We start from the raw sequence: 12,355 nt of genomic DNA, 5'->3' as shown, positions 1-12,355 counted from the left end.
CGCCGCGCCCCGAGAGAACAAGGACCCCGACATGTCACAGCACACGGCCCCTTCCGGAGAGCGAACGATGATCGACGAAGACGTACCGGTACTCATCGTCGGCGGTGGCGGCTGCGGGCTCACCGCCTCGCTGTTCCTGTCCGACCTGGGCATCCGCCATCTGCTCGTCGAACGGCGCGAGTCCACCTCGGTGCTGCCCAGAGCGCACTACCTCAACCAGCGCACCATGGAGATCTTCCGCCAGCACGGCGTCGCCGACGACGTGTACGCGCTCAGCGCCCCGCTGGCCAACATGAGCGAGGTGGCCTGGCGCACCTCCCTGGCGGGCGACGGCCCCCTGGACGCACGGGACCTGCACCGGATGGACTCCTTCGGCGGCGGCAGCACGGAAGTCCCGTACGCGGCCGACAGCCCCTGCCCCTCCACCAACCTGCCGCAGCACCGGCTCGAACCGCTGCTGCGCCGGCACGCCGAGGAACGGGCCCCCGGCATGGTGCGCTTCCACCACATGATGGAGGAGTTCACGCAGGACGAGGACGGGGTGACGGCCAGGATCACCGACCGGGCCACCGGCACCACCCGCACCGTACGGGCCCGCTATCTGCTGGGCGCCGACGGCGGACGGAGCATCGGCGACACCCTCGGCGTCACCATGGAGGGCCAGGGCGGCGCGTGGAACGTCATCTCCGTGCACTTCAGCGCCGACCTGTCGCGGTGGTGGAGCGGCGACAAGGTGCTCATCACCAACTTCGTCAGCCCCGACGGCGGGCTCATCTCCCGCTACGGCATGGTCGCCATGGGCCCGCACTGGGGCCTGGCCTCCGAGGAGTGGGCGCTCCACTTCCACCTGCCGGCCGGCGTCGACCTGGACCTGGGCGAGGAAGCCACCATCGCCCGGGTGCGGGAACTGCTCAAGCTGCCCGACCTGGACGTCACCGTGCACCAGGTGAGCCGGTACACGCCGGAGGCGGTCATCGCCGACACCTTCCGGGTGGGCCGGGTCCTGCTGGCCGGGGACGCCGCGCACCGCCAGCCGCCGGCCACCGGCCTGGGGCTGAACACGGCGGTCCAGGACGCGCACAACGCCGCCTGGAAGCTGGCCGCCGTCCTGGGCGGCACCGCCGACGAGGCGCTGCTGGACAGCTACGAGGCCGAACGGCTGCCGGTGGCGCGCCGCTCCATGGAGTGGGCGTTCTTCGCCTTCCGCAACCACGGCGTGCTGCACGCCGGTCTGGGCCTGATGCCCGGCGCGCCGCCCGAGGTCACCCAGGCCAACTTCCGCGCCCTGTTCGCCGACACCCCGATGGGCGACACGCTGCGCGCCAGGACGGCCGAGGTGTTCGCGACCCAGCGCGTGGAGTACCAGGCGCACGACATCGAGATCGGCTTCCACTACGAGCAGGGCGCCCTCGTCCCGGACGGCACCGAGCGCCCGCCACTGGACCCCATGGGCAGCGCCCACCACCCCGTCACCCGGCCGGGCCACCGGCTGCCGCACGCCTGGCTCTCCCGGGGCGCCGAACGCGTCAGCACCCAGGACCTGGTGGGCCGCGCGGGCGGCTTCGTGCTGATCACCGGGCCGGCGGCGGACGGCTGGCGGCTCGCGGCCAAGCGGGTGGCGCAGGCGTACGGCGTGCCGCTGGACGTGGTGTCCATCGGCGCCGACGACGAGACGGCACGCTACCGGGACGCCGAGGGCGCCTGGTCCGCCGTGCGCGGGGTGGGCGACGACGGCGCCGTCCTGGTCCGTCCCGACCAGCACATCGCCTGGCGCGGGGCGTCGGCGAGCCCGTACGCCGAGCGGGAACTGGACGAGGCCCTGGCCCGTGCCCTGGGCCGGCCGGCGGGCGCGACCACGGGGCGGCCGTGATGACGGACCTCGACGGCGAACACCTCGTCCGCGCGTTCCTGTCCGCGATGGGGCCGACCCCGGCCGCCGTCCGCTCGGCCGTGGACCGGTACCTGACCGACGACTGCGTGTGGGAGAACCCGGGTTCCCCGGTGTGCGTGGGCAAGGGGCAGATCCTCGGCCTCATGCCGGCCGACTTCGCGCAACTGGAGTACCGCTTCCGGCACGTCGCCACCGCGGGCGACACCGTCCTGGTGGAGCGGGTGGAGAACATGCTGCGCACCGACGGCACCCCCATCGCCCGCAACCTCAAGGTGATGGCCGCCTTCGAGGTGCGCGACGGCCGCATCGCCGCCTGGCGGGACTACTTCGACATCACCCGCCTCATCTCCGACGACGACGAGGAAGGGTGAGGAACGGACATGACGACCACACAACCCGACAGCAAGGGCCTGTGCGCGGAACTGGTGGAACGCGTCCACGCCATCGGGCCCGTCCTCGCGGACGGGGTCGCCGAGGGCGACCGCGAACGGCGGCTGCCCGACGCCTCGGTGCGGGCCATCGACAGCTCCCAGGTGGGCATGGTGTGGACCGCGAAGGAGTACGGCGGCCTGGAGGGCGACGTACGCACCCTGAGCGAGGTCACCAAGGCCCTGGCGCACTACTGCCCGTCCACCTCCTGGGTGGTCAACAACATCAACGGCTCCAACCTGCTCGCCACCCGCTTCCCGCGCCGGGCCCGGGACGAGGTGTTCGGTGACCACCCGGGGGCGAAGCTCGCCTCGGTGTTCGTGGCGCCCGGCCGGGCGGTCCCGGCCGACGGCGGCCATGTGCTGACCGGGCAGTGGCCGTACGCCTCGGGGATCCTGCACGACGACTGGGCGATCCTGAGCGCGAAGGAGACGAGCCCCGACGGGGAGACCGTACGCCCCCTGTCGGTGCTGGTCCCGGTGGCCGAACTGACCGTCGAGGACACCTGGTCCACGGTGGGCATGCGCGCCACCGGCAGCCACACAGCCGTCGCCCACGAGGTCTTCGTCCCCGCACACCGCGTGCTGCCCCTGCCCACCCAGCTGGGGCGGGCGCACGTCACCGATGTCTCGCTGCCCCCGCTGCTGCGCTCCCCTGCGGTGGCGGCCATGGCGGTCATCTGCGCCTCGGTGGTGCTGGGTGCCGGCCAGGCCGCGCTCGCCTTCGTCCAACAGCGGGCTCCGCAGCGCGGCGTCACCCCGACCGTCTACAAACGCCAGCCGGACTCGGGGGCGTTCGTGGCCTCGCTGGGCCGCACCGCGCTCACCGTCGACGCCGCCGGGATGCACGTGCGCCGGGCGGCGGAGAGCATCGACGCGGCCGCCGCGGCGGCGGTCGCCCTGTCCGAGAGCGAGCTGCGCCGCATCCGCGGGGACGTCTCCCAGGCGGCCCAGCTGGTGACCGGTGCCCTCGATGACCTCATGTGGGCCCACGGGGCGGCGTCCTTCGCCGAGGCCAACCCGCTCCAGCAGTACTGGCGGGACGCCAACACCGCCGCCCGGCACGCGATGCTCAACGTCCAGGTCGGCCACGAACTGTACGGCGGCTCCTTCTTCGGCCTCGACTCCATCGTCCCCAGCCTCTGACACCCCTGCCCCCGCCCCGAAGGAACCCCATGGACTGGCTGCCCCCCTTCCTCATCCCGATGTCGCAGGTCGCACCGGTCACGGTGGGGGCGGCCGACGTTCCCGGCTGGCTGTTCTGGTCCGTGGCCGGACCCACGGCGCTGGGCTGGATCGCCACCTATGTGCTGGCGATCCGGCTCGCGCTGCGGGAGGGCTGGACCGCCATCCCCGCCCCGCTGGTGGCGGTGAACTTCGCCTGGGAGTTCAGCCTGACGTTCGTGCTGGAACAGACGGAGACACAACGGCAGATCAATGTCCTGTGGTGCGTCTTCAACGTCGTCCTGCTGTATCTGGCGTTCCGGTACGGGCCGCGCGACTATCCGGCGCTCACCCTGCGGGCCTTCCGGTGGATGATGACCGGGGTGCTGCTGTGGGCGGCGGTGATCGTGGTGGTGGGCGCCAACGAGTTCCACGACCGGGACGGCATGTACACCGGCATGATCATCCAGGTGCCGCTGAGCGCCTCGTTCCTGCTGCTGCTCAAGCGGCGCGGTTCCAGCGCGGGTCAGTCGATGCACATCGCGGTCACCAAGTTCACCGGCTCGCTGTTCGCGGGGATGACCGCCCTCGTCGTCTACCCCTCGCACCATCTGCTGCAGGTCCTGGTGGTGACGTATGTCGCCCTGGACATCACCTACATCGTGCTGCTGCGCCGCACGATGCTCCGCGAGGGCCGGCCGCTGTGGGCCCTGCGTGCCCCCGCGTCCGGGACGGGTCCGCTGCCGGAGCCCGGCGCCGCGCCGCCGCCGGCGTCCCTCCGGCGTACGGCTGCGGGCGCGCGGTCAGATGACGCCGCTGCGTAGCGCGTAGGCGACCGCGTGCGGCCGGTTGCGCAAGTTCAGCCGCCGGGTGACCCCGAAGATGACGCGCTTGACGGCCCGTTCGGACAGGCACATCTTGACGGCGATCTCGGCGGTGTCCAGGCCCTCCGACATGAGCCGCAGCACACCGATCTCGCGCGGGGTCAGCCCGGAGGTGTGCAGGCCGGACGGGGAGAGCACCTCGCGCTGGATCCGTTCGATCTGCCGCAGTAACTCGCCCAGCATCTTCGGCGGGAGCACCCCGCCGCCGGCCGCCGCGGTCAGCACCGCCTCCTCGATGCGGCCGGTGGTGGCCGCGGCGCGCGGCAGCACGGCCACCACGTTGCACTCCACCGCGGCGAACAGCTCGGCCCGGTCGATCTCGGACGGGATGAGCACCACCGGTATGCCCAGGGAGTCCTTGAGCCTGCGCAGCGCCGACATGACCTCCACGGTCATCCGCTCGGCGACGAAGACGGCGACGTCGACCGGGCCCCGGTATTCACCGGTGGCAACCTCGATGTTCGCCGTCGAACCCAGATGATTGCGCACGGCCGTATAGGTGAGCGGATCGGGTGCGCGCACGATCGCTTTCACGGTGCGTGTCGTGGTGTCGGTCGTCACTGGAGGACCTCCAAGAATTCACAGGACGTTCGCCGGGGCATACAGCAAGAGCCGTGGCGGGCGCCGGTCGCCATGGTTTCAGGAAGAAAGTTCTCCCCCCGTTTCCCCTGTGTTGCGTCCATGAGACCGGGAAATTTACGCGTGGAGGTCGGGCGACACCGAAGATCCGGCACGGAAGTACGGCTTGGGGCCGCATGGTCATCTTCTCGTGCATTTCCTCGTCACCACGTCAAAACTCCCCGAGAGTGGCCTCATTCGGTCATTGGCAGTCGGAAAGACAACTGCAAAGACCATACTGTGGCCGACTTCGGGGAGTCGACGAGATCGGGCTGTTCTCGTTCCCGCCAGGGGAATCCCTCATTCAGCCCACGACGACGGTGGGAGAGCCTTCGTCCGCGGGCTCCATCTCCTCGGCGATGCGCAGCGCTTCCTCGATCAGGGTCTCCACGATCTTGGACTCGGGGACGGTCTTGACCACCTCACCCTTCACGAAGATCTGCCCCTTGCCGTTGCCGGAGGCCACCCCCAGGTCCGCCTCGCGCGCCTCGCCGGGGCCGTTCACCACACACCCCATCACCGCGACCCGCAGCGGCACTTCCATGCCCTCCAGGCCGGCGGTGACCTCGTCCGCCAGCTTGTAGACGTCCACCTGGGCCCGCCCGCAGGACGGGCAGGAGACGATCTCCAGCTTGCGCGGCCGCAGGTTGAGCGACTGGAGGATCTGCCCGCCGACCTTGGCCTCCTCCACCGGCGGTGCCGACAGCGACACCCGGATGGTGTCGCCGATGCCCCGGCGCAGCAGCGCCCCGAACGCGACGGCCGACTTGATGGTGCCCTGGAACGCGGGACCGGCCTCGGTGACGCCCAGGTGCAGCGGATAGTCGCAGCTCTCCGCGAGGAGCTCGTACGCCCGGATCATGATCACCGGATCGTTGTGCTTGACCGAGATCTTCAGGTCGTGGAAGCCGTGTTCGGCGAAGAGCGAGGCCTCCCACAGCGCGGACTCGGCCAGCGCCTCCGGGGTCGCCCGGCCGTACTTCGCCATCAGCCGCCGGTCCAGCGAGCCCGCGTTCACCCCGATCCGGATCGGGGTGCCGTGCTCGGTCGCCGCCTGGGCGATCTCCCCGACGCGGTCGTCGAACTTCTTGATGTTGCCGGGATTCACCCGCACGGCCGCGCAGCCCGCCTCGATGGCCGCGAACACGTACTTGGGCTGGAAGTGGATGTCGGCGATCACCGGGATCTTGGACTTCCTGGCGATCTGCGGCAGCGCCGCCGCGTCGTCGGCGCTGGGGCAGGCCACCCGCACGATGTCGCAGCCGGCCGCCGTCAGCTCCGCTATCTGCTGGAGCGTGGCGTTGACGTCCGCCGTGACGGTCGTCGTCATCGACTGCACGGAGATCGGGTGTTCACTGCCCACCCCCACCGAGCCCACCCGCAACTGCCGCGTCTTGCGGCGGTCGGCGAGCGTGAGCGGCGGCGGAGCGGGCATACCGAGCGCGACCTGGGTCACCGCGGTGTCCTTTCCAAGTGGGGTACGGGAGGTGCCGGAACGGCACGGTGCAGCGACAGGACGGTCTCGGCGACGGACTCCGCGCTCAGACCGTGTTCGGCGAGGATGGCGGACCGCTCCCCGTGGGTGAGGAACGCCCGGGGCAGCCCCAGCGTGTGCACCGGCGTCCCGATCCGGGCGTCCGCGCACGCCTGGGTCAGTGCCGCGCCCACACCACCGGACCGCAGCCCGTCCTCCAGCGTGAGCACCAGCCGGTGCCGGGACACCAGATGGACGAGCGTGGGGTTGACCGGCAGCAGCCAGCGCGGATCGACGACGGTGACCCCGATGCCCCGCCGGGCCAGCAACTCCGCCGCGCGCACCGCGGGTCCCGCCAGCGCACCGGCGGAGACCAGCAGCACGTCCAGCGGACGCGAGCGGGTGCGGTGCAGCACGTCGAGCCCTTCGAGCCGGGTGAGGGCGGGGATGTCGGGCCCCGGGGATCCCTTGGGGAACCGCAGCGCCGTCGGCGCGTCCCGGGTGGCCACCGCCTCGCCCAGCAGCTCACCGAGCTGACGGGCATCGCGCGGGGCCGCGACCCGCATGCCGGGCACCGCGCCCAGCAGCGCCATGTCCCACATGCCGTGGTGGCTGGCGCCGTCCGGGCCGGTGATGCCCGCCCGGTCCAGCACGAAGGTCACCGGCAGCCGGTGCAGCGCCACATCCATCATGATCTGGTCCAGCGCCCGGTTCAGGAACGTGGCGTACAGACACACCACCGGGTGCAGACCGCCCATGGCCAGCCCGGCGGCGCTGGTGGCCGCGTGCTGCTCGGCGATGCCCACGTCGAAGACCCGCTCGGGGAAGCGCCGCGAGAACGCGCGCAGGCCCACCGGCTCCAGCATCGCGGCCGTCAGCGCCACGACCTCGGGCCGCTCGGCGGCCACTCGCTCCAGCTCCGTGCCGAACGTCTTCGTCCAGCTGACCGACGAGCCGCCCGGCCGCGGCCGGCCGGTCGCCGCGTCGAGGACGCCGATCCCGTGCATCCGGTCGGCCTCGTGGTTCTCGGCGGGCGCGTAACCGCGGCCCTTCTCGGTGACGCAGTGCACCACGACCGGGCAGCCCAGCTCCACCGCCCGCCGGTACGCCTCCTCCAGCGCGGTGAGGTCATGGCCGTCCACCGGGCCGAGGTAGGCGAAGCCGAGGTTCTCGAAGAGGTTCGGGCCCTCGTGCCGGCCGCGCCGCAGCACCGCCAGATGCTCGGCCAGGCCGCCGACCGTCGGATCGTAGGAGCGCCCGTTGTCGTTGAGGACGATCACCACCGGGCGGGAGGAGCGTCCCAGGTTGTTCATCGCCTCCCAGGCCAGGCCGCCGGTCAGCGCGCCGTCGCCGATCACCGCGACCACCCGCCGGTGCTCCTCGCCCAGCAGCCGCTGGGCGCGGGCCAGACCGTCCGCGTAGGACAGCGCCGTGGAGGCGTGCGAGTTCTCCACGTGGTCATGCTCCGACTCCTGGCGCATCGGGTAACCCGACAGACCGCCGGGCGCGCGCAGGGTGCCGAAGGCGTCCCGCCGGCCGGTGAGCATCTTGTGCACATAGGCCTGGTGGCCGGTGTCGAACACGATGCGGTCGGTGGGCGAGTCGAACACCCGGTGCAGCGCGATGGTCAGTTCGACCACCCCCAGGTTGGGGCCCAGATGCCCGCCGGCCGCGGTCACCCGCGCGACGAGCAGGTCCCTGATCTCCCGCGCGAGCGCGGGCAACTGGTCCCGGTGCAGCTCCTTGAGGGACCGGGGCCCCGATACACGGTCGAGCACACTTGTCGACATGTCTCACCCACTCAGCTGGAAAGGCCGTCCGCCGGCCGGGGCGCGTCGCCGCGCACGGCCGACGGAAGATCGAAGTACACGGTCTCGCGGGCGATCTCGCGTTCCTCGACCGTGACGGGACCGTAGGCGGACAGCGCGCTGACCACCCCCTCGACGAGGGCGGGCGGGGCCGAGGCGCCGCCGGTCAGCCCGATGGTGCGCACGCCCTCCAGCCACTCGGGCCGGATGTCCTCGGCGGTGTCGATCAGTTCGGCGGGGGTGCCCGCGTACCGCGACAGCTCCACCAGGCGCACCGAGTTGGAGGAGTTCGCCGAGCCGACCACCAGGACCAGATCGGCCTCGGGGATGATTGCCTTGAGCGCGTTCTGCCGGTTGGTGGTGGCGTAGCAGATGTCCTCGGACGGCGGCTCGTACAGCAGCGGGAACCGCTCCCGCAGGGCGTCGACCACCTCGGCCGTCTCGTCGACGCCCAGCGTGGTCTGGGTCAGATAGGAGATCTGCGGGGCGTCGTCGGCCGACAGCTGCCGGACCTCCTCGGCCGTCTGGACCAGCACCATCGACTCCGGCGCCTCCCCGAGGGTGCCCTCCACCTCCTCGTGCCCGGCGTGCCCGATCAGCACCACCGTGTCGCCGCGCGCCGCGTAACGCCGCGCCTTGGCGTGCACCTTGGCGACCAGCGGGCAGGTCCCGTCGATGACGTCGAGCCCGCGCTTTTCCGCCTCCTCGCGCACGGCGGGGGAGACCCCGTGCGCCGAGAACACCACCGTCGAACCGTCCGGCACCTCCTCCAGTTCCTCGACGAAGACCGCCCCGCGCCCGGCGAGGTCATCCACGACGGAGACGTTGTGCACGATCTGCTTGCGGACATACACCGGTGCGCCCCGGGACTCCAGAGCCCGTTCGACGATCTCGATGGCCCTCTCGACACCCGCGCAGAAGGACCGTGGTCCGGCCAGCAGAATGCGACGGGTGACTCCGTTCTGCACATACTCGTCCGAGCTCACATCAGCCATGCCGGGCAGCGTAAGAAGGCCGCGACGGTGCGCTCAACGACGCTTTCCACTTTCCAGAACGGGCCTGCGGCGGGCCCGGGGAACGCTGTCACAAAGGGACCGGTCGCACGGTCCCACGGGCCACGGCACCCTCCCGATCTTGAGCGCGGCCTCCCGGTTCCGGTAGCCATGAGCGTGTTGGACGCGCTGCTGCGACGGGAGCATCACGGTGGACGGTGGACGCGAACCCCGGGCGGCCTGCGCCGGGCCGGCCGCCGGCGAGGCGGCGGACCCGGGCGCGGGCGGACTCGCGGGCGGCCCGCTGCGCAAGTCGATGGCCGTACTGGAGGCCCTGGCGGAGGCCCCCGGGCCGCTGACCCTCTCCGAACTCTCCCGCCTGGTCAACCAGCCCAAGTCGACACTCCACCGCCACATGCGGGTGCTGACCGACCTCGGCCTCGCCGTCCGCATGGAGTCCAAGTCCTACGAACTGGGCACCTATCTCTTCCAGCTGGCCTCCACCAGCGGCCCGGCCCGGCTGCACAGCCTGGGCCACACGGTCACCCCGTACCTGATCGAGCTGTTCCAGCTCACCCACAAGATCGTGAGCCTGGGGATGCTCTCCGGCACCCGGATCCAGCACGTGGGCACCCTGTACGGGCAGGAGCACGTCCGGCTCGCCACCGCGCTGCGCCGCCCCTTCCCGGCGCACTGGTCGGCGGCGGGCAAGCTGTTGCTGGCCAAGGCCATGCGCAATCCGGCGGACTTCAGCGACGGGGCACCGGCGGGCACCCGGCGCGGCGCGGCCGGCGCCGACTCGATGCGCCGCGAGTTCGAGCGGATCCGGCGCACCGGACTGTCGTACGCCAGAAGCCGCTGCGTCCCCGAACTGGTCGAACTGGCCGCCCCCGTCAGCCTGGGGCGTTCGGGCCCGATGGCCGCGGTGGTGGTCGGGGACACGGTCCACAACCGGGACCTGCGCAGCGTGGGCCGCGCCCTGCTCGACACCGTGGGCGCCATCGAGGAGAGCCTGTCCGCCGGAACCCGCTGACACCCCGCACGGGTTCGTTATGCTTCTGTGATAACCGGAGGCGGCGGTGCGGAGTCTATGGGGCGTGGACAGGGAAGCTGAGGAGTTCTTCACCGACTTCTACCCGCGGCTCGCCGGCTGGTGCCGGGGGCTGGTGGATGACGACGGCGTCGCCCATGACATCGCGTCAGAGGCGTTCACCCGCCTGTGGGCGCGGTGGCGCACCGTGGACCGGCGCGAGTCGTACCTCTTCAGCATCGCCGCCAACCTGGTCAAGGACCACTGGCGCGCACGCGAGAACGAGCGCGGCGCCGTACGCCGGCTGCTGGCCGGGCGACGCGAGCACGCCCCGGCCGCCGACCAGGGATTCGATCTGCGCAGCCTCGTGGAGGCGCTGCCCGCACGGCTGCGGGTGCCGGTCCTGCTGTATTACTACGCCGGCCTGCCGATCGCCGAGATCGCGGCCGTGCTGCACCGGCGCCCGGGCACCGTGAAGGGCGATCTGCACCAGGCACGCGAGCGGCTGCGCACCGCCTTGAGGGGACTTCATGAGATCAGCACGTGATTCCGAGCAGCCGCACGAGCCCTCCGAGATCGCCGAGGCGTTCACCACGGCCGAGCTGCGGCTGGACCCGCCGCCGGGCGCGTACGAGGAGCTGCGGCACCGCGCCGCCGCCCGGCGCAGACGCCGGCTGGTCGCGGTGACGGCGGCCGTCGTGCTGTCGGCCGGCGGGACGACGGTGGTGGCCGCGATGGCGCGCTCCGACGGGGAGCAGGGCCGGGCACCGGTGGCCGCCGAGCCTCCGCCCCGGGACGAGCAGCGCGCCGAGCCCTCGCCCGAGCCGTCCTCCGAACCCTCCGACGAGCCGGCCGCGCCGCCCACCGGGCAGGCCGAACCGGACGCCGGCGACACACCGCCCGTGGAGGAGGGGAACGAGACGGCCGGTGCGAGCACCCCCTCGGTGTGTGCCACCGAGGCGCTCGCGCTCAGCGTGGAGAACCCGAACGCCGGGGCGGGTTCGCTCATGTACACGCTGGCCTTCACCAATACCGGGGACACCGCCTGCACGCTGACCGGCTTCCCCGGGGTGTCGCTGCTGACCGCCGAGGGCGGCGAGCAGATCGGTGCCCCGGCGGTGCGCGGGCCCGAGGGCGGCGAGGCGCTCCGGGTGGAGCTGGAGCCCGGGGGCACGGCCCGCGCCGATCTGCGGCTGGCCCGGGCGGAGAACTATCCGGCCGAGGAGTGCTCGCCCGTCCCGGCCGCCGGGCTGCTGGTCTACCCGCCGGACGAGACGGACGCGCTGTTCCTGCCGCGTGAGGGTGTCACCGGCTGCACCGACGAGGCGGTCGGCCTGCTGTCGGTGACGGTGGTGTACTGACCGTGGCCGCCGGGTCAGCCCAGGGCCGCCGCCACCTCGGTACGCAGCTGGGGCAGCATGTCGTGCAGCACCCCGGGGCACAGGGTGGCGTTGAAGTCCTTGTGCCCGTACAGCTGGGTGGGCGCGATGCCGTACCGCTGGCAGGTGTAGGCGCACAGGCTGACCAGGACGTCCCACTGGGCCCGCGGCGGGGTGGCCCCGTCGTGGTAGGCGCCCTCGGTGCAGATCCCGATGCCGTCGTAGTTCTGCCCGGAGGTGTGGGCGCCGAGCACCAGTCCCTGCCCGGCGCGCAGGGTGCGCAGGCTCTCGTGGCGGCCCTCGGTGATCCAGCCGCCCCGGCTGACCACGAAGTGGTAGCCGGTGTCGGACCAGCCGTTGTCGTCCATGTGGATGTTCTGGACCCACTTGGCGTGCGCGTGGGCCTGGGCGCGGGAGTAGTCCGTGCTGTTGGGACCGGCCGCGTGGTGGACGATGATCTTGTTCGGCCGGTTGTCCAGCACCGTGATGGTGCCGGAGGCCGGCCGGGCCCCCCACACGGCCGTGCTGTCGATGTCCGGCTCCACGACGGGGCCCGACCGGGGGGCGGCGCTTGCGGTTCCGGACAGGGCGAGGGCGGTTCCACCGGCCACCAGGCCGGCCGAACCGGCCAGCAGCAGACGACGCCGCGTCAGATCGGCACCGGACATGGGATCTCCTTCGTGCTGA

The 12,355-nt window shown here is 72.0% G+C and carries 12 protein-coding genes; 7 read left to right on the top strand and 5 right to left on the bottom strand.

The features are described from left to right. Positions 1-67: 67 nt before the first annotated feature. Genes SXIM_RS03115 through SXIM_RS03100 form a run of 4 tightly spaced genes read left to right on the top strand, consistent with a single transcriptional unit; the run spans position 68 to position 4,307 of the window. On the top strand, positions 68-1,870 hold the full coding sequence (locus tag SXIM_RS03115; RefSeq protein WP_046722877.1) for an FAD-dependent monooxygenase: 1,803 nt from the start codon (positions 68-70) through the stop codon (positions 1,868-1,870). Beyond that, a complete protein-coding gene (locus SXIM_RS03110; protein ID WP_030727843.1) occupies positions 1,870-2,262 on the top strand; it encodes a limonene-1,2-epoxide hydrolase family protein in 393 nt (130 codons plus the stop codon). Before SXIM_RS03115 ends, SXIM_RS03110 begins: the two co-directional genes overlap by 1 nt. Positions 2,263-2,271: 9 nt before the next feature. Beyond that, a complete protein-coding gene (locus SXIM_RS03105) occupies positions 2,272-3,465 on the top strand; it encodes an acyl-CoA dehydrogenase family protein (RefSeq protein ID WP_046722876.1) in 1,194 nt (397 codons plus the stop codon). Between the two features lie 29 nt (positions 3,466-3,494). Further along, entirely contained in the window at positions 3,495-4,307 is an 813-nt protein-coding gene (locus tag SXIM_RS03100) for a transmembrane-type terpene cyclase (protein WP_030727837.1), read from the top strand. On the opposite strand, the gene SXIM_RS03095 is transcribed toward SXIM_RS03100, so the two are convergent. From SXIM_RS03095 to SXIM_RS03080, 4 genes are all read right to left on the bottom strand, one after another. Then, positions 4,287-4,901 carry a helix-turn-helix transcriptional regulator gene (locus tag SXIM_RS03095; RefSeq protein ID WP_046725409.1) on the bottom strand — a complete coding sequence of 205 codons (615 nt, stop codon included), beginning with the start codon at positions 4,899-4,901 and terminating at the stop codon, positions 4,287-4,289. The genes SXIM_RS03100 and SXIM_RS03095 overlap by 21 nt on opposite strands. 388 nt (positions 4,902-5,289) lie before the next feature. Then, positions 5,290-6,441 (bottom strand): flavodoxin-dependent (E)-4-hydroxy-3-methylbut-2-enyl-diphosphate synthase, encoded by a 1,152-nt coding sequence (gene ispG, locus SXIM_RS03090; RefSeq protein WP_199811763.1) that lies wholly within the window; start codon positions 6,439-6,441, stop codon positions 5,290-5,292. After that, positions 6,438-8,249, bottom strand: coding sequence for a 1-deoxy-D-xylulose-5-phosphate synthase (locus tag SXIM_RS03085; protein ID WP_030727829.1), 1,812 nt, complete (start codon positions 8,247-8,249; stop codon positions 6,438-6,440). The genes ispG and SXIM_RS03085 overlap by 4 nt, the downstream gene beginning before the upstream one ends. Before the next feature lie 11 nt (positions 8,250-8,260). Then, complete coding sequence (locus SXIM_RS03080) at positions 8,261-9,262, bottom strand: 4-hydroxy-3-methylbut-2-enyl diphosphate reductase (protein ID WP_030727826.1); 1,002 nt, start codon at positions 9,260-9,262, stop codon at positions 8,261-8,263. Between the two features lie 208 nt (positions 9,263-9,470). Here SXIM_RS03080 and SXIM_RS03075 point away from each other — a divergent pair, with 208 nt between their 5' ends. The 3 genes from SXIM_RS03075 to SXIM_RS03065 all read left to right on the top strand — a co-directional run bounded on the left by SXIM_RS03075 (position 9,471) and on the right by SXIM_RS03065 (position 11,650). After that, positions 9,471-10,292: an IclR family transcriptional regulator gene (locus tag SXIM_RS03075; RefSeq protein ID WP_234306763.1), complete on the top strand. Its 822-nt coding sequence runs from the start codon at positions 9,471-9,473 to the stop codon at positions 10,290-10,292. A gap of 64 nt (positions 10,293-10,356) precedes the next feature. Further along, on the top strand, positions 10,357-10,836 hold the full coding sequence (locus SXIM_RS03070; protein WP_030727821.1) for an RNA polymerase sigma factor: 480 nt from the start codon (positions 10,357-10,359) through the stop codon (positions 10,834-10,836). Then, positions 10,820-11,650: a DUF4232 domain-containing protein gene (locus SXIM_RS03065; protein WP_053116074.1), complete on the top strand. Its 831-nt coding sequence runs from the start codon at positions 10,820-10,822 to the stop codon at positions 11,648-11,650. The genes SXIM_RS03070 and SXIM_RS03065 overlap by 17 nt, the downstream gene beginning before the upstream one ends. Positions 11,651-11,664: 14 nt before the next feature. Here the strand turns inward: SXIM_RS03065 and SXIM_RS03060 are convergent, their stop codons facing one another. Beyond that, positions 11,665-12,336: a peptidoglycan recognition protein family protein gene (locus tag SXIM_RS03060; protein WP_030727815.1), complete on the bottom strand. Its 672-nt coding sequence runs from the start codon at positions 12,334-12,336 to the stop codon at positions 11,665-11,667. Between the last annotated feature and the right edge of the window lie 19 nt (positions 12,337-12,355).

It is taken from the genome of Streptomyces xiamenensis, assembly GCF_000993785.3.
GTDB classification, from domain to species: Bacteria; Actinomycetota; Actinomycetes; order Streptomycetales; family Streptomycetaceae; genus Streptomyces; species Streptomyces xiamenensis.
Note: the sequence above shows the minus strand (reverse complement) of the source record. Positions and strands in the feature narration are given on the sequence as shown.